17 protein-coding genes are annotated in these 22,399 nt (G+C 69.4%); 7 read left to right on the forward strand and 10 right to left on the reverse strand.

All coding sequences use genetic code 11. The features are described from left to right. Positions 1-161 precede the first annotated feature (161 nt). Positions 162-1,058, reverse strand: a complete 897-nt coding sequence (locus tag HPO96_RS29675; RefSeq protein ID WP_202886559.1) for a hypothetical protein — start codon at positions 1,056-1,058, stop codon at positions 162-164. A 93-nt stretch (positions 1,059-1,151) separates the two neighbouring features. Here HPO96_RS29675 and HPO96_RS29680 point away from each other — a divergent pair, with 93 nt between their 5' ends. Genes HPO96_RS29680 through HPO96_RS29695 form a run of 4 tightly spaced genes read left to right on the forward strand, consistent with a single transcriptional unit; the run spans position 1,152 to position 5,649 of the window. Further along, on the forward strand, positions 1,152-1,967 hold the full coding sequence (locus tag HPO96_RS29680; protein WP_171677660.1) for an ABC transporter ATP-binding protein: 816 nt from the start codon (positions 1,152-1,154) through the stop codon (positions 1,965-1,967). Between the two features lie 10 nt (positions 1,968-1,977). Continuing rightward, a complete protein-coding gene (locus HPO96_RS29685) occupies positions 1,978-2,958 on the forward strand; it encodes an ABC transporter substrate-binding protein (RefSeq protein WP_171677661.1) in 981 nt (326 codons plus the stop codon). Further along, complete coding sequence (locus HPO96_RS29690; RefSeq protein WP_171677662.1) at positions 2,955-5,057, forward strand: iron ABC transporter permease; 2,103 nt, start codon at positions 2,955-2,957, stop codon at positions 5,055-5,057. The genes HPO96_RS29685 and HPO96_RS29690 overlap by 4 nt, the downstream gene beginning before the upstream one ends. A gap of 4 nt (positions 5,058-5,061) precedes the next feature. Then, a complete protein-coding gene (locus HPO96_RS29695; protein WP_171677663.1) occupies positions 5,062-5,649 on the forward strand; it encodes an HhH-GPD-type base excision DNA repair protein in 588 nt (195 codons plus the stop codon). On the opposite strand, the gene HPO96_RS29700 is transcribed toward HPO96_RS29695, so the two are convergent. The 5 genes from HPO96_RS29700 to HPO96_RS29720 form a co-directional block, all read right to left on the reverse strand. Next, positions 5,639-6,556 (reverse strand): GntR family transcriptional regulator, encoded by a 918-nt coding sequence (locus HPO96_RS29700; RefSeq protein ID WP_171677664.1) that lies wholly within the window; start codon positions 6,554-6,556, stop codon positions 5,639-5,641. The two genes, HPO96_RS29695 and HPO96_RS29700, sit on opposite strands and share 11 nt — an antisense overlap. 25 nt (positions 6,557-6,581) lie before the next feature. Further along, positions 6,582-6,731, reverse strand: coding sequence for a hypothetical protein (locus HPO96_RS29705; protein ID WP_171677665.1), 150 nt, complete (start codon positions 6,729-6,731; stop codon positions 6,582-6,584). 24 nt (positions 6,732-6,755) lie between these two features. Further along, on the reverse strand, positions 6,756-7,961 hold the full coding sequence (locus tag HPO96_RS29710; RefSeq protein WP_171677666.1) for an FAD-dependent monooxygenase: 1,206 nt from the start codon (positions 7,959-7,961) through the stop codon (positions 6,756-6,758). A 99-nt stretch (positions 7,962-8,060) separates the two neighbouring features. Next, complete coding sequence (locus HPO96_RS29715; RefSeq protein WP_171677667.1) at positions 8,061-10,076, reverse strand: NADPH-dependent 2,4-dienoyl-CoA reductase; 2,016 nt, start codon at positions 10,074-10,076, stop codon at positions 8,061-8,063. After that, positions 10,073-10,615: a PadR family transcriptional regulator gene (locus HPO96_RS29720; protein ID WP_171677668.1), complete on the reverse strand. Its 543-nt coding sequence runs from the start codon at positions 10,613-10,615 to the stop codon at positions 10,073-10,075. The genes HPO96_RS29715 and HPO96_RS29720 overlap by 4 nt, the downstream gene beginning before the upstream one ends. A 141-nt stretch (positions 10,616-10,756) precedes the next feature. Here HPO96_RS29720 and HPO96_RS29725 point away from each other — a divergent pair, with 141 nt between their 5' ends. The 3 genes from HPO96_RS29725 (at position 10,757) to HPO96_RS29735 (ending at position 13,721) form a co-directional block, all read left to right on the forward strand. Beyond that, positions 10,757-11,242, forward strand: coding sequence for a cation:proton antiporter regulatory subunit (locus tag HPO96_RS29725; RefSeq protein ID WP_171677669.1), 486 nt, complete (start codon positions 10,757-10,759; stop codon positions 11,240-11,242). A gap of 1 nt (position 11,243) precedes the next feature. Then, positions 11,244-12,464: a cation:proton antiporter gene (locus tag HPO96_RS29730; protein ID WP_171677670.1), complete on the forward strand. Its 1,221-nt coding sequence runs from the start codon at positions 11,244-11,246 to the stop codon at positions 12,462-12,464. A gap of 99 nt (positions 12,465-12,563) precedes the next feature. Next, positions 12,564-13,721 (forward strand): acyltransferase family protein, encoded by a 1,158-nt coding sequence (locus HPO96_RS29735; protein ID WP_171677671.1) that lies wholly within the window; start codon positions 12,564-12,566, stop codon positions 13,719-13,721. Here HPO96_RS29735 and HPO96_RS29740 read toward each other — a convergent pair. The 4 genes from HPO96_RS29740 to HPO96_RS29755 form a co-directional block, all read right to left on the reverse strand. Then, the gene (locus tag HPO96_RS29740; RefSeq protein WP_171677672.1) at positions 13,718-14,203 is read right to left on the reverse strand and encodes a methylated-DNA--[protein]-cysteine S-methyltransferase; all 486 of its coding nucleotides are present in this window, start codon (positions 14,201-14,203) and stop codon (positions 13,718-13,720) included. The two genes, HPO96_RS29735 and HPO96_RS29740, sit on opposite strands and share 4 nt — an antisense overlap. After that, a complete protein-coding gene (locus tag HPO96_RS29745; protein ID WP_171677673.1) occupies positions 14,200-14,733 on the reverse strand; it encodes a GNAT family N-acetyltransferase in 534 nt (177 codons plus the stop codon). The genes HPO96_RS29740 and HPO96_RS29745 overlap by 4 nt, the downstream gene beginning before the upstream one ends. Positions 14,734-14,735: 2 nt before the next feature. Then, the gene (locus HPO96_RS29750; RefSeq protein WP_171677674.1) at positions 14,736-16,196 is read right to left on the reverse strand and encodes an AlkA N-terminal domain-containing protein; all 1,461 of its coding nucleotides are present in this window, start codon (positions 16,194-16,196) and stop codon (positions 14,736-14,738) included. Positions 16,197-16,295: 99 nt separating this feature from the next. Beyond that, positions 16,296-22,289 carry a DNRLRE domain-containing protein gene (locus HPO96_RS29755; protein ID WP_171677675.1) on the reverse strand — a complete coding sequence of 1,998 codons (5,994 nt, stop codon included), beginning with the start codon at positions 22,287-22,289 and terminating at the stop codon, positions 16,296-16,298. Between the last annotated feature and the right edge of the window lie 110 nt (positions 22,290-22,399).

Raw genomic sequence — 22,399 nt, forward strand, 5'->3', positions numbered from 1 at the left:
CGGCGGCGCTCACCTCCCCACCGCCGGACATGGAGTTGGTCGAAGGGCGCCTCCCCGAGCTCAGGTTGGGTGGGCTGGTGTGTTCGTGGGCAACTTCTCCGGCGCTGGCAGCTGGAGCACCGGCGAAGTTGCCGCCGGTTGTAGCTGACGTGCGGCGGGGGTTACTCGGGGAGGGTGAGGGTTTTGCCGGCGGAGCGGGCGGCGGTGATGGAGCGGGTGAAGGTTTCGCGGAGGGCGGTGGCTTCGTCGGTGAAGTTTTCGAGGAGGGTGTTGTTGTGGAGGGGTTCGGTGCGGGCGAGGAGGTCCAGGTAGCGGTCGGAGTCGGCCAGGGCGGCTTCGGCGCGGAGGGCGGCGTCGGCGGCTTGGACTCGGGTGGCGTACTGCTCGAGGAGGGCTACTTTGCGGTCGATGGCGGCTACCGAGAGGGCCAGGGCGCGGCGCTGGGGGCCGAGGACGGTGTCGAGTTCGGCGGTGGCCATGCCGCGGGCGATGTCGCGCTGGCGGGCGCGGAGGACGGTTTGCTCGCGGAGGACCTGGGCGACGTCCCAGAGCTGTTCGGGCAGGACGAGCTCGTTCTGCATGTCGTCGAGCAGGCCGCGCCGGGTGACTGTTGCCTCTAGCACCGATTTGACGGCGCGCTGGGCACGGGTGAGGAGGCGGGCGGCGGGTTCGTCGAAGTCGGCGGGCAGCAGGTACTGCCCGTGCTGCAGCCGGACGGACTTGTGACCGCGGTCCTCGACCACCGACTTGACCAGGATGCCGGCGGTGGACAGGACGGCGAGCGCGGCCAGCGCGGTCGCCACCCAGATCGTCACCGTCGTCGGCAGCACCGCGCCCATCACGATGGTCGCGAGGATCCACCCGCCGACGCAGACCGTCACCCAGACCAGCAACTGGCCGAGGGTGTTCGCGGGCGTCCCCGACCAGGAGGTCTGGCGTTTCGGCCGTGCCGCGTCCGCCGGGACGAACAACTCCGGCCGGTCGGCGTACAACCGCCGGACCGCCACCGGCACACCAGGCGCGAACACCGGATCCATCGCCACCTCCGCAGGCTTCATCAGCACACAGCGTAGCTGGGCCGCTGCAGGTTCAAGGGCAGGTGAGATCTGAACGATATTGCTGACAGGTTAGGTAAGGCTATGCTCTCGTTCATGCGCGATCAGGCAGGGTTATCCGGTGACGATCTGCGCCTGGGCTATCACGGAAAGCGCGTGGTCGACGGCGCGTCGTTGCGGATCGAGGCGGCGAGTGTGACCGCGCTCGTCGGGCCCAACGGCAGCGGCAAATCCACGCTGTTGCGCGCCCTCGCCCGCCTGCACCAGCCCGAGTCCGGCAGCATCACCTTCCCGGACGGCGGCAACGCGCTCGCCTTGTCGGCCAAGGAGTTCGCCCGCAAGGTCACCCTGCTCTCGCAGTCCCGCCCGACGCCGAACGGCGTCAGCGTGCACGACGTCGTCGGGTACGGGCGGCACCCGCACCGCGGCCGCTGGCGCGGCGACGACCCCGACGGCCACCGCGCGATCGAGCACGCCATGGCGGTGACCGGGGTGACCGCCATGGCCGGGCGCTCGGTCGACGAGCTCTCCGGCGGTGAGCTGCAGCGCGTCTGGCTCGCGACCTGCCTGGCCCAGGACACCGGCGTCCTGCTGCTCGACGAGCCGACCACCTTCCTCGATCTGCGCTACCAGATCGAAATCCTCGACCTGATGCGTGACCTGGCCGACGACCACGGGGTCGCGGTGGGCGTCGTCCTGCACGACCTCAACCAGGCCGCCGCGGTCGCGGACCGGATCGCACTACTCGATCAGGGGCGAGTACGTGCGACCGGCGCCCCCGCCGAAGTCCTGGACGCCGCTGCGCTGTCCGAGACCTACGGCATCCCGATCGAGGTGGGCACCGACCCGGCCACCGGCCTGGTCAGCACCCGCCCGATCGGCAAGCACCTGAGCCGTATCCCAACCAGCTGAGAGAACTGTCATGAAGCGAACCGCTGCCCTCGTCGTCTCCGCACTGCTCGCCTTGACGGCGTGCGGCACGAGTGAACCCGCCGCGAGCGAAGACTCCGGCGGGACGGCGACCGCGACACCGGTGCCGATCTCGATCACCGACGCGCGGAACAAGAAGATCGATCTGAAGGCGCCGGCCACCCGCGTCGTCGGCCTGGAGTGGGGCGTCGTCGAGAACCTGATCTCGGTCGGCGTGATGCCGGTCGGCGTCGCCGACGTGAAGGGCTACACCGCCTGGGTGACGGCGGCGAAGCTCGACCCCTCGGTGAAGGACGTCGGCACCCGCGGCGAGTCCAGCGTGGACGCGATCGTTGCCCTCAACCCCGATCTGGTGATCACCACCAGCGACGAGTCGAAGAGCGCGATCGAGCAGATCGAGAAGGCCGTCCCGGTCCTGGTGGTCCGGGCCGCGGACGCGAAGAACGCCATCCCGCAGATGAAGTCGAACCTGGAGCTGACCGCGAGCGCCGTCGGCCGGACGCCGGAGGCCCAGCAGATCAACGCCGACTTCGACAAGGCAGTTGCTGAGGGCAAGCAGAAGATCACCGACGCGGGTAAGGCCGGGACGGCGTTCACGATGGCCGACGGCTGGAAGGACGGCAGCTCGATCTCGATCCGGATGTACACCTCCGGCTCGCTGCTCGGGGCCGTCGGCAACGAGCTCGGCCTGAAGAACGCCTGGCCGGGCGAGGGCGACAAGGACTACGGCCTGGCCCAGAGCGACCTCGAGGGCATGACGAAACTGAAGGACGGCGAGTTCCTCTACATCGCGAACAAGTCCGACGGCGGCGACGTGTTCGGCGACGACCTGGCCAAGAACGCGATCTGGAAGAACCTGCCGTTCGTGAAGAACGACAACGTGCACCGCCTCGAGGACGGGATCTGGATGTTCGGCGGCCCGAAGTCCACCGAGCAGTTCATCGACGCGGCCGTGCAGGCAGTCACCTCTTGACCCAGCTCGACACCGCGCGGGCAGCTGACGAGGCTGCCGCGGCGCTGCGCCGGCCGGTCCGACGGATTCGCGTCGCCGGGGTCTTCGTGCTGACCCTGGCCGCGGTCGTCGTGCTGGCCGGCGTCCACCTCACCCAGGGGACGTCGACCGTCGGCGCCGGCGACCTGGTCAAGCTGGTCTTCGGCCAGGGCACCGACAACACCGCGAACGTGCTGATCGCGTCCCGGCTGCCCCGCCTGCTGGCCGGCGTCCTGGTCGGGATCGCCCTCGGGTTCGCCGGCGCGGGCCTGCAATCGCTGGCCCGCAACCCACTCGCTTCCCCCGACACGCTGGGCGTCAACGCCGGCGCCTACCTGGCCGTCGTGACCGTCGCCGCCCTCGGCATCCAACTGCCCGTACTCCCCGCGGGCGGTGTCGCGTTCACCGGCGGCCTGGCGGCCGCCGTCCTCGTCCTCGCCTTGTCGGCAGGCGGAACCACCGGCCCGACCCGGCTGATCCTGGCCGGATCGGCGGTGGCGATGGCGCTCGGCGGCGTCACAACCACGCTGATGTTGTTGTACCGCGAGGAAACCGTCGGCACGTTCGCGTGGAGCGCGGGCACACTCGTCCAAACCGATCTGAACGCCGTCAGCCAGATGGCCCCACTCGTTGCCATCGGCATCATCGGATCGCTGATCCTGGCCGGCAAACTCGACATCCTTGCCCTCGGCGACGACACGGCGTCCGTCCTCGGCGTGCACGTCCGCCGAGTGCGCGTGATCATCACTCTGCTCACCGTGCTGCTGTCCGCCGCGGCCGTGACGGTGACCGGCCCGGTCGGCTTCGTCGGGCTGGTCGCGCCGGTGCTCGTCCGGCTGATCGCACCGTTGGTCCCCGGCTTGCTGCGGCACCGCGTGCTGCTTCCGCTGTCCGGGTTGGCCGGCATCCTCGTCGTCCTGCTGTCGGACGTCGTACTCCGCGCGGCCCTCGGAGGTCAGGCCGGGGTCGAGATCCCGACCGGCATCATGACGATGATGGTCGGCGCGATCGTGCTGGTCTGGCTGGCCCGGCGCTACCGCGACTCCGGGCCGAGCCGCTCCCCCGGCGGTGCGGGCGGTGGACTGCGCAGCCGCCGGACGTTCCTGCTGGCGACCGCCGTCCTGCTGGTGCTGCTGGTCACGTTCGCGGTCTTCGCGATGCTCGCCGGTGATGCCTTCCTGCGGACGGGCGACATCGTCAACTGGGCGAACAACCGCTCCGGCCGCGTCATCACCTATGTGCTCGATGCGCGGTTCCCACGGGTGCTGGCCGCGATCCTGTCCGGCGCGGCGCTCGCGATCGCCGGCGCCGTCGTCCAGGCGGTCTGCCGGAACCCGCTGGCCGAGCCCGGCATTCTCGGGATCACCGGCGGCGCGGGCGTCGGTGCCGTGGCCACGCTGGTCCTGGCGCCGGCGGCCGGTATCTGGCTGCTCTCCGGGGTCGCCGCAGTGGGTGCGCTGGCGACGTTCGCTCTGGTCTATCTGGTGTCGTGGCGGGGCGGGCTGAGCTCGGACCGGCTGGTGCTGATCGGTGTCGGCGTCTCGTCGGCCGCGACGGCGGTGATCACGCTGATGATCGTCGCGACCGACCCCTGGAACATCAGCCTCGCAATGACGTGGCTGTCCGGGAGCACCTACGGCCGGACGCTTCCGCAGGTCCTTCCGGTCACGCTGGCGTTGCTGGTGCTGACGCCGGTGATGCTGCACGCGCGCCGCGAGCTCGACCTGCTCGCGCTGGACGACGACGTCCCGCGCGTGCTCGGCGTCCGCCTGGAGCGGACCAGGCTCGTCATGCTGCTCTGCGCGGCCCTGATGACCGCGGCCGCGGTGTCGGCGATCGGCGTCGTCGGCTTTGTCGGGCTGGTCGCACCGCACGCCGCTCGCGCTCTGGTCGGCGGGAGCCACGCCCGGATCCTGCCGGTCGCCGCGCTGCTCGGCGCCGTTCTGGTCAGCATCTCGGACAGCCTCGGCCGCACGCTGATCGCACCGGCGCAGATCCCGGCCGGTCTGCTCACGGCGATGATCGGCGCTCCCTACTTCGTCTACCTGCTCTGGCGAACCAGACTGCCCGTGTCAAGATGAGTCCATGCTGCGCGAACTGCACCTGACCGGGGACCCGGCCGCGGACAAACTGCTCAACGACGACCCGTTCGCCCTGCTCGTCGGGATGCTGCTCGACCAGCAGTACCCGATGGAGCACGCCTTCGCCGGCCCGCGGAAGATCGCGGACCGGATGGACGGCTTCGACCTGGTCAAGATCGCGAACTCGGATATCGAGACGTTCGTCGAGCTGTGCGTGACGCCGCCGGCCATCCACCGCTACGGCGGCTCGATGGGACGCCGGGTGCACGCGCTGGCCCAGCACATCATCGAGAACTACGACGGCGACACGACGAACATCTGGACGGCCGGCAAGCCCAAGCCGGACGGCGCCGAGGTGCTGAAGCGGCTCAAGGCGCTGCCCGGGTTCGGCGAGCAGAAGGCGAAGATCTTCCTCGCGATGCTCGGCAAGCAGCGCGGCGTCGAGCCCAAGGGCTGGCGCGACGCGGCCGGCTCGTACGGCGATCGCGGCTCGCGACGCTCGATCGCGGACGTCGTCGACGCCAAGACGCTCGGCGAGGTCCGCGCGTTCAAGAAAGAGGCGAAGGCCGCCGCCAAGGCAGCTACGGCCTGAGGCGGGCTGCCAGCCCGTCGAGCAGCAGCTCCAGCCCGAACGCGAACAGCTGGTCGAGGTCGTAGTCGAAATCGAAGTTGTCGGCCAGTAGCTCGGCGAAGGCCGTCAGCCCACCGGCGGCGACCAGCGCGGCCAGCTGCTCGCCTTGGCGCTCAGCCCAGTCGTCGCCGGTCATGCCGGTGTCCTGCTCGGCCTGCGCCTCCCCCTCCATCGACTGGGCCAGTCCGCGCACATAACCGACCACGCTGATCGCGGCGTACAGCGCAGCGCTCTTTTCCAGCGGTTTGAACGCGGCCAGTAGCGCATCGGTGTACGGCAACAGCTTGGGCAGCAACTGCGGCCTGCCGACCGACAGCGCACCCGCCAGCCACAGATGCTGCCGGTACGCCGCCCACTGCGTCCGCGCGACCGCTGTGACCTGGGCGCGCCAGTCTCCAGTCAGCTCGGGTAGCGGGTACTCACCAAAGGCCGCGTCGATCATCTGCAGCACCAGCGCGTCCTTACCGCCGATGTGCCGATAGAGCGCCATCGTCGAGACCCCGAGCTCGGCCGCGATCCGTCGCATGGACACCGCGGCGAGGCCCTCGGCGTCCGCAATGGCGATCCCCATCCGAAGGACCTCACCCTGCTGCAACGTCAGCCCGCTGGGCGGCGGAGTCGGCCGTGGTGTCGGTCGCACCGTGCGAGCCCGCGGCGGCGGGCCGACCACTGTCCCGACGCCCGGGCTGGCGTGTACCAGCCGTTCCTGCTGGAGCGCCTGCAACGCCTTGGTCGCCGTCGCCATCGCGACGCCGTACTCCCGCATCAGCGCACGCGTCGACGGCACCCGATCACCCGGCCGCAGCGCACCCGACTCGATCCGGTGCCGCAGCTCCGCCGCAATCGCCTGGTACGGCGCGACCGTCATCAGCCGCGTCTCCTCGACCGGTTGCTCAGATGCCGATGCCCTTGATCAGATCCTGCTCGGCGTTGCGGCCCTCGTCGGGGTCCGCCGGCTCGCTCGCGGGATGCGTGGCGATCGTGTCCTCCAGCCGCACGGGCTCGGGCAACGTACGGAACCGCTCGTCCGGGGACTCGCTCATCAGGCCTCCAAAACTCGGGTCGAATCACCAGTGTGCCTGATCGCGGGCGTACGCCGGCAGCTCGATCGCATCCGGTTTCCCGACCACCAGCTTGGCCATCAGCCCGACGAACGGCCGCGACGTCATCAGTCGCGTGGTGAAGTTCCGGTAGCCGATTCCGGCCGACGACATCGGCATCGCCATTCTGATCCCACCGGGCGGCAGCTCCATCCGCTGATCGACGTACGCCTGCATGCGGCATTGGTACGCCGGGAACGCGCGCAGGTGATCGCCGTCGGCCGTGGCCAGCTCTCCGGCCAGCACGTACGCACCGACGAGGGCCAGCGCGGTCCCGTGTCCGGCGAGTGGTGAGCCGCAGTAGCCGGCGTCCCCGACGAGTGCGATCCGGCCCTGCGACCATTCCGGGACGACGACGCGGCTCGTGCTGTCGAAGTAGAAGTCGTCCGCCCGGTCCAGCTCGGACAGAAGGTGGCGCGTGTGCCAGCCGAGCCCGGTGAACCGCTCCCGAATCAACTGCCGCTGCTGAGCCGCATCGCGGTAGTCGTAGTCGAGCACCGGCGACCGGAAGCCCAGTAGGGCCTTGGCGAACTGTGGATCGTGATCCGGCCGCAGCCCGACCCACAGGCCGCCCGGCGCGCTGTAGACCTTCATCCAGTGCTGCAAGTCTTCCGGCGCTTCGACGGTGAAGTACGACGAGTAGCCACCGAGGTGCTGGACGAATCGGTCGTGCGGCCCGAACGCCAGCCGCCGGACCCGCGAGTGCACACCATCGGCCCCGACGACCAGATCGAACCGGCGCCGCAGTCCACTCGCGAACGTCACCAGGACGCCGCTCGCGTCCTGCTCCAACTCGGTGACCGAGTAGCCGTACAGGTACTCGGCGTCGCCGGTCGCGGCGGCCAGGATGCCGGCCAGGTCACCACGCAGGATCTCGAGCTCGGCGACCGGCCCGGCGCCGTCGAACAGCTCGGCCGGCATCGCCGCCTGCCGCCGGCCACGGGCATCGACGTACTCGAAACCACGCTCGTGCAGCTGCCGCTCGGCGATCGCCGGCAGCAGGCCCATCCGCTCGGCCACGACCCGCGAGATACCCCGCAGGTCGACGGTCTGCCCGCCGGGTCGCGGCCCGGCCGCGACCTCCACGATCGTCGGCGTGAACCCGTGCCGCCGCAGCCAGAACGCCAGCGCGGGCCCGGCGATCCCGCCGCCGCTGATCAGTACCGTCGTCATTGCAACCACCTCTTGTCGACTAGTGCGCGTACGCCGTACACGTTCCACCAGCCGCACCGAACAACGCCAGCGCGCCCTAGTGCACCGGCGGGTGGTGCACTAGAGCGTCAGCGCGAGCCGGGTGGCCTGGTCGATGGCTCGCTTGGCATCCAGCTCGGCCGCCACGTCGGCGCCGCCGATGATGTGCACCGGTTTCCCGGCCAGCGCGTCCGCCAGCTCGCGGACCGACTCCTGCCCGGCGCAGATCACCACGGTGTCGACCGCGAGGACGCGCGGCTTCTCCCGCTGCGGCCCGAAGGTCAGATGCAGCCCCTCGTCGTCGATCCGCTCGTAGTTCACCCCGCGCAACTGCTCGACCTGCTTGTTCTTCAGCGCCGCCCGATGCACCCAACCGGTCGTCTTCCCCAGCCCCGCGCCGATCCGCCCGGGTTTGCGCTGCAGCAGATAGACCTGCCGCGGCGAAGCCTCCGGAGCCGGTACGCCGAGCGCCCCGGGCGCGACCGTGGGATCAGCAACACCCCACTCCGCCTTCCAAGCGGCCAGATCGAGCGTCGGCGACTCCGCGGTGGTCAGGAACTCACTGACATCGACCCCGATCCCGCCCGCGCCGATCACCGCGACCGAGTCGCCGACCGGCTTCCCGTCCCGGACGACGTCGACGTACGAGAGCACCTTCGGGTGGTCGATCCCCGGGATGGCCGGCACCCGCGGGACGACGCCGGTCGCGAGCACGATCTCGTCGAATCCGGCCAGATCCTCGGCACCGGCACGGCGGCCAAGGTGCAGTTTGACGCCGGTGAGCTCCAGCCGGCGCCGGTAGTACCGGATCGTCTCGGCGAACTCCTCCTTCCCGGGGATCCGCTGCGCGATCCCGAACTGGCCGCCGACCTCGGCCTCGGCCTCGAACAGCTCGACCCGGTGCCCGCGCTCAGCCGCCGTGACGGCCGCGGCCAGCCCGGCCGGGCCCGCACCGACGACCGCGACGTGCTTGACCTTCCGGGTCGGCAGCAGCCGCAGTTCGGTCTCCCGCGCGGCCCGCGGATTGACCATGCAGCTCGCCTTCTTCTTCGCGAAGACATGGTCCAGACAGGCTTGATTACAAGCGATACAGACGTTGATCTCGTCGGCCCGCTCGGTCATCGCCTTGCGCACCCAGTCCGGATCGGCGAGGAACGGGCGGGCCATGCTGACCAGATCGGCGTCCCCACGCGCCAGCACCTCTTCGGCGACCTGCGGCAGGTTGATCCGGTTCGAGGTGACGACCGGGATGTTCACATGCGGTTTGAAGGCCGCGGTCACACTCGTGAACGCCGCGCGCGGCACCGAGGTGACGATGGTCGGCACCCGCGCCTCGTGCCAGCCGATCCCGGTGTTGATGATCGACGCCCCGGCCGCCTCGATCTCCTTGCCCAGCGCAACGACCTCGTCCCAGCTCTGGCCACCCTCGACCAGATCGGCCATCGACAGCCGGTAGATGATCAGGAAGTTCGGGCCGACCCGCTCCCGGGTCCGGCGGACGATCTCGACCGCGAGCCGACGGCGATTCTCGGCACTGCCGCCCCATCGATCGGTGCGCTTGTTGGTCCGCTCGGCCAGGAACTGGTTGATGAAGTACCCCTCGGAGCCCATGATCTCGACGCCGTCGTACCCGGCCTCCTGGGCGAGCGCCGCACAATCGACGTACGCCTTGATCTGCCGCAGCACGCCGCGATCGGACAACGCGCGTGGCTTGAACGGGTTGATCGGCGCCTTCCGCGCGGACGCCGAGACGCTGAACGGGTGGTACGCGTAGCGGCCGGCATGCAGGATCTGCAACGCGATCTTGCCGCCCGCGGCATGCACGGTCGCGGTCAGATCGCGATGCTTGCGCGCTTGCCGGCGGGTCCGCAGCGTCGACCCGAACGGCGTCAGCCAGCCGGTCCGGTTCGGGGCGTAGCCGCCGGTGACGATCAGGCCGACGCCGCCGCGCGCCCGCTCGGCGAAGTACGCCGCGAGCTTGGGCAGATCGCTCAGCCGGTCCTCGAGACCGGTGTGCATCGAGCCCATGATGACGCGGTTCGGCAGCACCACATGACCGAGGTCGAGCGGCTCCAGCAGGTGCGGGTACTCCGTCATGAGATCTCCTTCTGCAGGGCTTCGGTCACTTCGTCACACCAGGCCACGAACGACTCCTCGGCCCGGATCCCGCCGCGCAGCACGAGGTACTGATGCAGCTCGCGGCCGTTCAGCGTGTCCGGTTTCGGGAAGTCGCGCGCCTGGAACCCGCGGTACACCTCGAGGCGGGTGGCGTGCTCGGCGCGGTGCCGCGCGACCTCGCTCAGGACGGCGCCGACCCCGCCGATCGAGGCGCCGCGCAACTTGACGCCGAGGGCGTCGCGGAGGATGACGGCGTCACTGGGCTCGGCGATCCAGCGGGCCAGCTCGGCCCGGCCGGCGGCGGCGATCCGGTAGACCTTCTTGTCCGGCCGGCCCTCCTGGGCGACGTCGGTGTGGGTCACCCAACCGGCCTCGTCCATCCGGCGCAGCACCCGGTAGATCTGCTGATGGGTGGCCGGCCAGAAGTAGCCGATCGACCGGTCGAACCGCCGGGCCAGCTCGTACCCGGACCCGGCCCGCTCGGTCAGTGAGACCAGGATCGCGTGCTCCAGCGCCATCTCCTGACCATACCTATGCAACTCGGTGCACTGCACCTGGTTGCAGCACAAGTCACATCCAGGCAGCGGACACAGTTGTCAGGACTTGAGATAATGGTTGCAGACGCCAGCTATCCGGCGCCGGACGATCGAGGGAGCATCATGGACCAGCAGGCCCACCCGACCAAGACGACGCTGCCCGGGATCGGCACCCGGTACGACCTGGTCACCGAAGGCGGGAAACACGTCTCGGTCGTGGTCCGCAACGACGGGCGGCGCTTCCTCGGCTTCCACGATCCGGACGACGACGACACCTGCACCAACTCGGTCCCGCTCGATCCGGGTGAAGCGACGGCGCTGGCGAATCTGCTGATCCCCGAACAGCTCGACCCGGTCCGGAACGAGATCGAGATCGATCTGGTCACCGAGCACATCCCGATCACCAGCAAATCGCCGTACGCCGGGCGCACCCTCGGCGACACCCAGGCGCGCAGCCGCACCGGCGCCTCGATCGTGGCCGTGCTGCGCCGGACCGGCGCGACCCCGTCGCCGACGCCGGACTTCCGGTTCGCGACCGGCGACACCCTGGTCGTCGTGGGGACGCGCGAAGGTGTGGACGCGGTGGCCGATCTGATTCTGGGAGGGTGACATGCACGAGAACATCACGATGCTGCTGATCGAGCTCGGCGCGGTCATCCTCGCGCTCGGCATCCTCGGCCGGATCGCCGGCCGGGTCGGGTTCTCCCCGATCCCGCTCTACCTGCTGGCCGGTCTCGCCTTCGGGCACGGCGGCCTGCTGCCGCTGGCCGCCAGCGAGGAGTTCGTCGCCACCGGCGCCGAGATCGGCGTCATCCTGCTCCTGCTGCTGCTCGGCCTGGAGTACACCGCGTCCGACCTGGTCGGCACGCTCAAGACGCAGTACTTGTCGGGTGTCGTCGACTTCGTGCTGAACGCGCTGCCCGGTGCGGCGGTCGCGCTGATGCTGGGCTGGGGCCCGGTGGCCGCGGTCGCGCTGGGCGGCGTCACCTGGATCTCGTCCTCCGGTGTGATCGCCAAGGTGGTCGGCGATCTGGGGCGTCTGGGTAACCGCGAGACGCCGGTGATCCTCGGCATCCTCGTCCTCGAAGACCTGTCGATGGCGGTCTACCTGCCGATCCTGACCGCGCTGCTCGCCGGTGTCGGTCTGGCCGGCGGCAGCGTGACGCTGCTGATCTCGCTCGGCACGGTCAGCATTGTGCTGTTCCTCGCGCTCCGGTACGGGCGCGTGATCAGCCGGGCCGTCTCGTCGGACAACCCGGAGATGCTGCTGCTCGTCGTCCTGGGCCTGACGCTGCTGGTCGCGGGTATCGCGCAGCAACTGCAGGTGTCGGCCGCGGTCGGCGCCTTCCTGGTCGGCATCGCGCTGTCCGGTGAGGTCGCGCACGGCGCGCGGAATCTGCTCAGCCCGCTCCGCGACCTGTTCGCCGCGGTCTTCTTCGTGTTCTTCGGGCTGAGCACCGACCCGCGGGAGATCCCGCCGGTGCTGGCGATCGCGTTCGCGCTCGCGGTCTTCACCGCGCTGACCAAGATCGCCACCGGTTGGTACGCCGCGCGTCGTGCGGGCGTGAAGTCGGCCGGTCGCTGGCGGGCCGGCGGCACGCTCGTGGCCCGTGGCGAGTTCTCGATCGTGATCGCGGGCCTGGCCGTCGGCGTGGAGCCGCGGCTCGGCCCGCTGGCGACGGCCTACGTGCTGATCCTGGTCATCCTCGGCCCGATCGCGGCCCGCTACACCGAGCCGATCGCGCGCCGCTTCAGCAAGCAGCCGCCGGTCGCGCCCATCGAGGCGCCGGCCGCCGAGCGGATCGACGACACGGCCAACACCGCCCGATAGTTCCCATCCGGAGGTTCCCGGATCACTTCGGCGATCCGGGAAACCCAACAGCAGCTCCCAGACATTCATGGGGGGAAACCTGCTGAAGGGCGACCTCCGATGGCTGTACTGACCAGACCGAACACCGCCGGCCGTACGGGCAGGCCGGCGGTGTCACCCGCTCGATCGCCGCTGAACCACGCCGAGTATCTGGCGCTGCGGCGGTTCCCGGCCCTTGACGGACTCCGCGCGATCGCCGCGCTGATGGTGGTCTTCTCGCACAACAACGGCCCCGACTGGCTGCAGGGCTGGATCGGCGTCCAGATCTTCTTCGTGATCTCGGGCTACCTGATCACCTCGCTGATGCTGCGCGAGGAGGACCGGGCCGGCCGGATCTCGTTCCGGAACTTCTACCTGCGCAGGGTTTTCCGCATCCTGCCGGTGTACTTCGTCGTACTGCTGGCGACCCTGATCGGACAGCTCGCCGTGGGCACGCTGACCAGTAGCGCGCCAGGATCGGAGCTGCCGCTCTACTTGTTCTTTCTCACCGAGTTCGGCAACGGCGGCCTGTACGGCCAGGCGTGGTCGCTCGGGATCGAGCAGAAGTTCTACCTGCTCTGGCCGTTGCTCGCGTTCGCGACGATCGTCGCGCAGCGACGCGCGAGGTCCGGCCTCCGGATCGGGCTGACGCTCGCGCTGATGACACTGTCGCTGATCGCCGTGCCGATCTCGATGGGCGGCAACCCGCAGGGCTGGCCGGCGCACTACTTCGGGATCCTGATCGGCTGTCTGGTCGGTATTCTGCTCCATCACCCGAAGGGTTTCGCGCTGCTGCGGCCGTTGACTCGGCCGTGGGTAGCCGCCGTTGCCGCAGGCGCGTTCCTGATCGCTCACCTGTTCGTGCTGCCGGCAACGAAACTGATCGACCGCCACGACCTGGTCGGCGACATCCCCGGCTTCGTCGCGATCACGCCGCCGTACGTCGTCCTGGTCGCCTTTCTGTTGCTCCCGGCACTGATCGCGAACGCGCTGCCGCAGCGGCTGCTGTCGCTGAAGCCGATGGTGTGGCTGGGTGAACGGTCGTACTCGATCTACCTGGTGCAGAATCTGGCACACGAGCTCGGCGACTGGCTGTGCGGTCTGGCCGGGCTGGAGTTGTCGAGGAGCCCGCTGATGTTCCTGGTCGCGGGCGGGCTGTCGATCGGGATCGCGCACTTCACCTACCGGTGGGTGGAGCTGCCGATGATCGGGGCCGGGCGCCGGCTGATCAGCCGTTAGAACAAGGCGTCACCACGTTCGTGGTCGAGGAGGGCCTGCTTGTTGTGCAGGCCGCCGCCGTACCCGGTGAGGCTGCCGCTGGAGCCGATCACCCGATGACAGGGGACGATGATGGAGACCGGGTTCTTCCCGTTGGCCAGGCCGACGGCACGGGACGCGCCCGGGACCATCCCGAGCTCGCGCGCCAGCTCGCCGTACGTCCGGATCTCGCCGTACGGGATGTCCTGCAGGGCGGCCCAGACGCGTTGCTGGAACGGCGTCCCCGGCAGGTGCAGCGGGAGGTCGAAGGTGGTGCGGTCGTGGGCGAAGTACTCGGTGAGCTGCTCGACGGCCGCGGGCAGGACGCTGTCGTCGCGAGCGCCGAAGGTCTCGAACGGCGGCTGGTGCCGATGCTCGGTCATGTAGACGCCGGCCAGCTCGCCGGCGTCGGTCGCGACCAGGGTGAGCGGGCCGACCGGGCTGTCCATCACCGCGTACGTCATCGGCTGATCCGGTAGAGGACGTGCCGCTGCAGGCGGTGGCCGGGCGGGATCCGCGGATGGTCGAAGTCGCCGGCCTCGTCGCGGGTCATACCGATCTTCTGCATCACCCGCTGGGACGGCAGGTTGGTGGTCGCGGTGAACGACAGGATCTCGGTCATCCCGGCCGGGCCGAATCCGTAGCCGAGCGCCGCCCGGGCCGCCTCGGTCGCATACCCGTTGCCCCAGGCAGCTTTTGCCAACCGCCAGCCGATCTCGACGCCGGGCAGGAACGGCGCGTCGAACCGCGGGACGGCCAGGCCGGTGAAGCCGATGAACTCCCCGGTTTCGCGAACCTCCACCGCCCACAGCCCCCAGCCCTGGTCGGCGATCTTGGCGGCCGTGTAGTCGACCAGGGCGTCACTGTCCTCCCGGCTGACCGGTTTGAGGAAGTGCTCCATCACGACCGGGTCCGCATTGAGGGCCGCGAACGGCTCCTTGTCGGACTCGCGCCACTGCCGCAGCAGCAACCGGTCGGTGGTCAGGTCGGCCATGGTCACTCCGGAATCTTGTTGATGGCATGGTCTCCGGTCGCCCAGAGGTACTGCACGGCGTACGCCCGCCAGGGCCGCCAGGCGGCCGCGTGGCCGGTCAGCGGTTTGGCCGCCTCGGGCAACCCTAGGTCGCGGGCGGCGTACCGGATGCCGAGATCGCTGGCGACGAACGCATCCGGGTCGCCGAGCGCGCGCATCGCGATCGACTCGACCGTCCAGGGGCCGACGCCGGGCAAGGCGGCGAGCTGCGCGCGAGCCCGCTCCCAGTCGGCGCCTGCGCCGAGATCGATCTCCCCGGCGGCCAGCGTCTCGATCAGCGTGACGAGCGTCCGCCGCCGGGACTTCGGGAAGGCGAGCGTCTCCGGGTCGAGACCGGCGAGCGCCTGCATGGTCGGGAAGAGATGGGTGAGGCCGCCGGACGGATCAGCGATCGGCTCGCCGTGCTGAAGCACGAGCCGCTGCGCGTGGGTCCGCGCGGCGGCGGTCGAGACCTGCTGGCCGAGGACCGCGCGGACGGCGAACTCCTCGCCGTCCACCGTGTGCGGGACGCGCCGGCCGGGCGCCTTCGCGACCAGCGGCGCGAGCACCGGGTCTGTGGTGAGCAGCTCGTCCACGGCGACCGGATCGGCGTCCAGGTCGAGCATTCGGCGGCAGCGGCTGATCGCGATCGCGAGGTCGCGCTGGTCGGTGAGGGACAGCTGACAGGCGATGTGATCGGGCATCGGCTTCAGCGCGACGACGCCATGACCGTGCGGGAGCCGCAGCGTCCGCCGGTAGTGGCCGTCGCGCCACTCCTCGACGCCGGGGACGCCGGTCGCGATCAGATGGCCGAAGAGGTTGTCCGGAGTGAGGGGAGCCCGGAAGGGCAGGCGGAGCGCGATGGTGCCGGCAGCGGCGATCGGCGTACCGCGGCGGCGTAGCTCACGGGGCGAGAGCGCGAAGACCTGTTGGACGGTCTCGTTGAAGGTCCGCACACTCGAGAAGCCGGCCGCGAAGGCGACGTCGGCCAGCTGCAGGTCGCTGGTCTCGATCAGCAGCCGCGCGGTCTGCGCCCGCTGCGCCCGCGCGAGCGCCAGCGGGCCGGCGCCCAGCTCAGCCAGCAGATGCCGCTGGACCTGGCGGACGCTGTACCCGAGCCGGTTGGCCAGCCCGGGGACCCCCTCCCGGTCGACGACGCCGTCCGCGATCAGGCGCATCGCGCGGGCGACGACGTCCGCCCGGTCGTTCCACTCCGGGGAGCCGGGGCTGGCATCGGGGCGGCAGCGCTTGCAGGCCCGGAAACCGGCCTGTTGCGCGGCCGCGGCGCTCGGGTAGAACACCATGTTCTCGACCTTCGGCGGTGCCACCGGGCAGCTCGGCCGGCAGTAGATCCGAGTCGTCAGGACAGCCGTGAAGAACCAGCCGTCGAACCGTGCGTCCTTGGACTGCACTGCCCGGACACACCGCTCCCTGGATTCGTACACGACCCCAGCATCCCTGGCCGCGCCGACAGAAACTAGCGAGTTTGCGACATCGAGGCGCCGGCCCCCGGTCCGTCGCGGACCGGGGGCCGGTGGGCCTGGCTACAAGACCCGGATCGGTCCGGGCGTCATGTACTCCTTGAACTTCTTCTTGACGTAGGTCTTGACGATGCCGAAGGCACAGCCCTGGGCGCCCCAGCGGCCGAGCTTGTACGGCAGCCGCTTGTACTTGGCCCAGAACGCCTTCCGCGCCATCGACAGCCCGGCGCCCTTGACGCAGGCGACGACGTACTTGTTCTTGACCACCTTGCGCCAGACCCAGCGCACGTACTTGTTCTTGCGGACCTTCTTCTTCAGGGCCTTCCATTTCTTCGCAGCGGCCTTGAGCATGCACTTCTTGGTCCAGCACGGCCACTTGCCGTTCAGGTCGGTCTTGTCGACCGGATCGGCGCAGGTGTACTCGTAGGCGTTGCAGCCGGCGCCGTAGATCGGGTCCACCTGCAGGAAGCGGCCGGTCGTCGGGTTGTAGAGCCGGACGCCCATCAGCATGATTCCGGACGGCGCATCGGCCGCTCGCTGCTGGGAGCCGAGCCAGCCGTACCGCTGCTTGCCGACGGACTCCGAGTCGCTCGGCCGGCCGTACTCGTCGGCGACGTTGGTGCTGGACAGGCCTTCGTCACCGCTGTGGACGGTAGCGACGACGTCACCGGACAGATCGACGATCTGCCAGTCTGCGACGGCGCTGTCGCTGTCCAGGATCGCTGTCATCCCGGACAGGCCGGCGATGACCCGGGTGTACCGGCCCTCCCCTTCCTGCGTCCAGGCGGGCGAGTCGCCGTCCTCGTCGTAGTGGTTGATGTTGCGGACCACTTCACCTGTGGAGTTGTCGGTCCAGGAACGGACGCGTTCGCCGGTGACGTCGATCGTGTAGTCCGTCGTACGGCCGTTCTGAGTAACCGTGTCGACCAGGTCGTCCGCGTGGTAGGTCGCCGTGACAGGGCCGGCGCCGGGGGCCCCGGTGTCGACTGCGGGGACGGTAGTGGTTCGGCCGAGTTCGTCGTACGTGTAGCCGGCCGTGGTGACGCGGTTGGCGGTGTCGTACGTCCACGTACGTGACGACGCCGGTGTGCTGGTTTGGCAGCTACCGTCGGCGGCGGGCGCGTAGACGGCGCTGCTCGTCCGGTCGGACGCCGGGCTGAAGCCATACGTCCGGGTCACGCACTTCTCGCCGATGGTCTCGGCGACCGAGGTGACTCGACCGGCGGCGTCCTGACGGTAGACCTGGCTGGACAGCGTGGACACGCGTTTGGCCGTTTGGCCGTGCGCAGTCCCCGTCAGGGACTCGCTGAACAGCTGGCAGTCACCAGATGCGCACCCGGGCTTGGAGTAGGTGATTCCGGTCGCTTCGCCGGCTTCGTCGTACCGGGTGTCGACCTTGATGCCGTTCGGCCAGGTCTCGCTGACCAACTGGCCGTCGGCGTTGTACGTGCCGGTGTAGGTGCCGGCCTGGGTGTCGTTGACCGAGGTGAGCAGACCGCGGAAGTCATACCCGTACGTGCGATCGGCCTTGCCGTCCGAGCTGGTCGCCGGCCGGTCCAGCAGGTCGTACGTCGTCTTCGACAGGTTGCCGTCGGCATCCTGGTACGACGTCATCCGGCCGAGGGTGTCGAAGGTGCGGACGATCTCGGCGGTCACTGTGCCGGTTGCGGAGACGGACTGGGACCGGACGAGGTTGCCGCTCACCGGGTCGTAGATGCTGCGCTGGGTCGGGGTCGCCGTCCCCAGACCGGCTGCCGCCACGGTGGAGATCTCCAGGACCCGGCCGGCTCCGTCGAACTTGGTTGTGGTGGTCCGGAGCGTGCCGGCGCTCGTCTTCTCGATCTGCAACCGCTGGTGGTTGAAGATGTCGTACGTCTGCACCTTGACCGGCAGCTCCGGTCCGGTGGCGGCCTGCCCACCTGGCTGGGTTCGGCAGGGCAGGTTGGCCCACTCCGGGCGCAGATCGCATTCTGCGTAACCGGATCCGGAGGTGGCCCGGTAGTAGATCGTCTTCTGCGTGGCGGGGGTATTGGTCGTCGCGCCGCCCGCTACCTGGGTGGTCGACGTTTCGAGGCCGGTGACCGGGTCGAGCGCCGTCCGGACGGTTTGCCCCAGGCCACCTGGGTCGGTGGTGGTGACAGTCGGCGTCCGGAGCGACCAGTTGTAGCCGGTGGTGCTGACTCGACGGTCTGCTTCGACCGTCGTACCGCCTGCGCCCCAGATCCGAACCTGCGATTCGGTAGTGGTGACCAGGTTGTAGGGACCACCTGTGGTCGGTGCGCCCTGGTCGTAGGTGTTGCGGACCAGCTGACGACCCCGGACCGTGGCGCCGCTGTTGAGCCGGACCTCGGTCTCCGGCTCGAGAGTGCTCTCCAGACGCTCGCCGTCCAGGGAGTAGTTGTTCACGGTGGAGTAGGCCTGCGCGAGAGTCTGCTCCGCCGCGTCGTTGTCGGACTGGGACTGGTTGAGCGCGCGGATGCGGTTCTCGGCGGTCAGGCTGCGGGTGGTGTTGCTGAAACCGTCGTACCAGGTTGCGTTGAGGCTGCCGCCCGGTGCGGCCTTGTTGACCTCCCGGCCGTTCGCATCGAGGTAGGTGACGGTTGCGCGCTCCCAGCTGCTCGGCTGCGCACTGGCGGGCACCTGGTCGGCTGGGAACACCGCACTGGCGTCAGTCGGCGCTTCTGGCTGACCCCAGCGCTTGGTCTGGCCCGGGGACAGGTCGTTCGGTGCGCCTGATCCGGACAGCGGGACCTTGTAGACGACGGTCTCGACTGCAGTGCCTGCGGCGAGCGCGGAACGCGACACCTTGTGCAGACGCCCAATGGCCGGGTCGTTCGACAGCGTGGTGTAGGTCAGCTGCCAGGGCTCCTGCCCAGCGGGCTTCACCGTCGAGAGGACGCCGTCCGCCTGGTAGGTGTAGCTGTCGCCGACACGCGTCGTGCCGGTGTCGAGCCGCGGGTCCCAGGCCGAGCGCAGTCGGCCGGCGCTGTCGTAGGTGTAGCGGGAGACCGGGACGGTCCGCAGCGCGGGGGTGCTCAGGTCCGGATCCCAGGCGGTGAAGGAGATCTCCTTCACCCTGCCGAGGTAGTCGCCCTCGGTGGTTCCGGTGGCGGTAGTCGTGGTGGCGTAGACGAAGTTCAGCGCGCGGCAGCCGCGGGCCATGGTCGCGCAACTGACGCCGTCCGGCACGGGAGCCAGCATGCGGGTCGGGCGGACCACCTCAGCGCCGCCGATGGTCACCTTCTCCCAGTTGTACGCAGTGATCTGGTTGCTGCCCGGCAGGGCCGTCGTCGTCGGGTAGTACTGACCGGCTGCGGTACCGGTGACTCGGCCGAACGTGACTGCCGAGCCCTCCTCGTCGGTGAGCTTGTACGAGTCCGTCGTACTGGCGTAGGTCAGTTTGAGCGTCTCCTGGCCGACCTCTGGGTCGAAGTTGACGCCGTCGCGGGCGGTGAAGCCGACGGTGTCGCCGTCCGGCGTACCGACCTGGATGAGGGTGCCGAAGACGTCGAGGGAGGTGTACGGCGTCTGCGCCTCGTCGACCACGGCGCCGGAGATCCAGCCCGGGCCGAACATGCCGGAGTCGTCGACCTTGGCGGACTGGCGGCTGTTGTACGTGCGGCTGACGGTCAGGTCGCTGCCGTAGGAGTCGACCGAGACGTCGGTGTCGGAGAGGGTGATGTTGCCGGTCAGCAGGTTGACCTCACCCGGACCGATCTCTTCGGTGGCTGCGGTGGCCAGGTTGCGGTCGAAGGTCATCTTGACCGCACCTGAGGACGCAGCGGTGCCGCCGGTGAAGCTGCCGCGAATCTGAACCGGGCCGTCCCGTGGGATCGACTTGGCGTCTATTGCGGCCAGTGTGGTCTCCAGATCCCAGTTCAGCTTGGGGAACTGGCCGTTGCCGCTGGTAGGCAGCGGCCAGGTCACTGCGCCGCCACCGGCGGCCACCTTGACGTGTGCGGCCGGAATCGTCACCCACGCGTCGGTGTCGCCGCGACGCCATTGGTAGGTGACGCCGGTCGCAGTACCGCGTCCGACGCCGACGATCGCGGTCTTGGCCGCGCTGATGTCACCGGTCTTCGGTGCGATCACTGCGCCACCACCGACGGCGAATTCGTACGCTGTCAGCGGGGAGCGGTTGCCGGCCCGGTCCCGGGTCCGAACCCACAGGGTGTGCGGGCCGTCTGCGGTCGGGGTGATGCCGATGCTGGTAGTGGCTCCTGGGGTTGCAGCGTTGACCACCTCGTCCGGCGGGTTGCTGTCGACGCCGTACTCGTACGCCGCGACGTCCGCGACTCCTGCGGCGCCGAAGGTGAAGGTGCCCGCGGTGCCGGCTCCACCGGACCATTGGCCGACCGGGTACGTCGTCGACGACACGGTCGGCGCGGACGCCGGTGAAATGGTGTCTACGGTGAATTCGCACCAGTCCGACCAGGCGCCCGGCGTCGTACCGTCAGAACCGCGTACGCGCCAGGCGTAGGTACCGCCTTCGACGAATGCGTCGTCGGGGATGGTGGTGCCCAGCCAGCTACCGGAGGCACCTGGGCCTTCGGTCTTCGTGGTGCTGGTGCCGCCGATCGGCTGCCACTCGAACTCGCCGTACACGGCTGCGCCCAGCCCGTCGCTGATCTGCGCGCGCAACTGCGGAGTGAGGGTGGAGATGTACGGACGAGCCGCACCGGTGCCACAAGCCGTTTCCGGAGCCGTCGTGCGGGCGTTGACCGCAGTCTTGGTCTGGTAGGTGATGGTGACCGACGGCGGGTTCGCTGCGGCTTCGCGGGAGGCGAACCGCTTCCACCCGGTGCTGTTGGTCTCACTGGCGGCCTTGATGCCGATGTTGGTCTTGGTGGCGTGGTTGGTCGCCGTGTGCTGGAACGCGGCCGTCACCGGGATGGTGACCCAGCCGTCGCCGCAGGCGGTCGAGAAACCCTTGGTCTGCGTCGACGTACCGACGCGCTCGAGCTCGGCGGGCTGGGCGGTCCAGCGGGCCGCGTTGGTGATGTTGCCGACGCGCCAGGCCTCCCAGCCGGCCGCCGTACAGGAGTAGGAGTGGCTCTCCCACAGGTTCAGCGTGGCCGCCTGGATCTGCTTGTCCCACAGCCATTCCTGGTTGTCGAACCGCAGATACGACTTGGCCTTGTTGGTGCCGCCGTCGTACGTGCCAAGCTTCAGCTCCGTCGCCGCGGACTGGTCGCTGGTGTAGGTGTTCTGCACGAACGCGTCGAAGCTCGCGCCGTTGCTCTGCGACGGATCGATCGTCACCGGGTAGACCGTTTTCGGGTCGTTCAGAAAGGCGGCGTCCGGCGTCAGCAGCAGCGCATCCTTCGCGAGGCCCAGCCCGACCAGTGCCCTGCGGGTGTGCTCACCGGACGCCTCGTCAACGGTCGCATCCCACATCAGCGGCGCCGGGACGTCACGGGTCTCAGTTGCGGACCGAACAGTGAGACCGCCCTTGCCGTCCAGTTTGGTGGTCAGACCGTCGGACTTCCACGGCATCCGCAGCTGCTTGACCTGTGCGGCAGCAGCCTTGTTCCTCACCAGCAGGTGTTGTTGGTAACCCGTTCTGGTCACCTCGACGACCAGGTCGATACCCGGCTTCACGTCGCGATACGTCGCCGTACTGCCATCCAACTCCGGCGTCGGCAGCGGACCGGACCACCCGAGGCTCGACCGACGCCCCTTCTCCCCCAAAGCCACCAACTCGTGGTCGCCCCTACCTGCAGTGGCTCCAGCGAGCTTGACGCCGTACGGGTGCACCCGAGGCGCCACGGACCCGTCAGTCTGATGCTGCAGCGTCACATCGACGTCGACCCAGTCGCCGTCCGCATCACGTACCCGAACCGGAGCACCGGCGACAGTCGCCTCGATCCGGCCCGAAGGCAACGCCCGATGCTCCGTCGTCTCCGTCGTCCGGTCGCCGATCAGCACCGGCTTTCCAGTCAGCTTCGCCGTCACGAGCGCCGCGGCCTCATCGGGCCGCTCCAACGGCAGCTCAGCAGCCACGTCCTCCGCAGCCACCGCAACCGCCTCCGCCGGCAACTGCAGAACCGCAGCCACCAACGAGATCCCCACACCAACCCCGACCCACCTCACCAACCGGGGCCCCGGCCACACCCGACTTCGATAACTCCAAGAACCAGACACGCAGCACCTCCTGGGGCGGAAAC

The sequence above is a fragment of the Kribbella sandramycini genome, assembly GCF_013131805.1.
Lineage (GTDB): Bacteria > Actinomycetota > Actinomycetes > Propionibacteriales > Kribbellaceae > Kribbella > Kribbella sandramycini.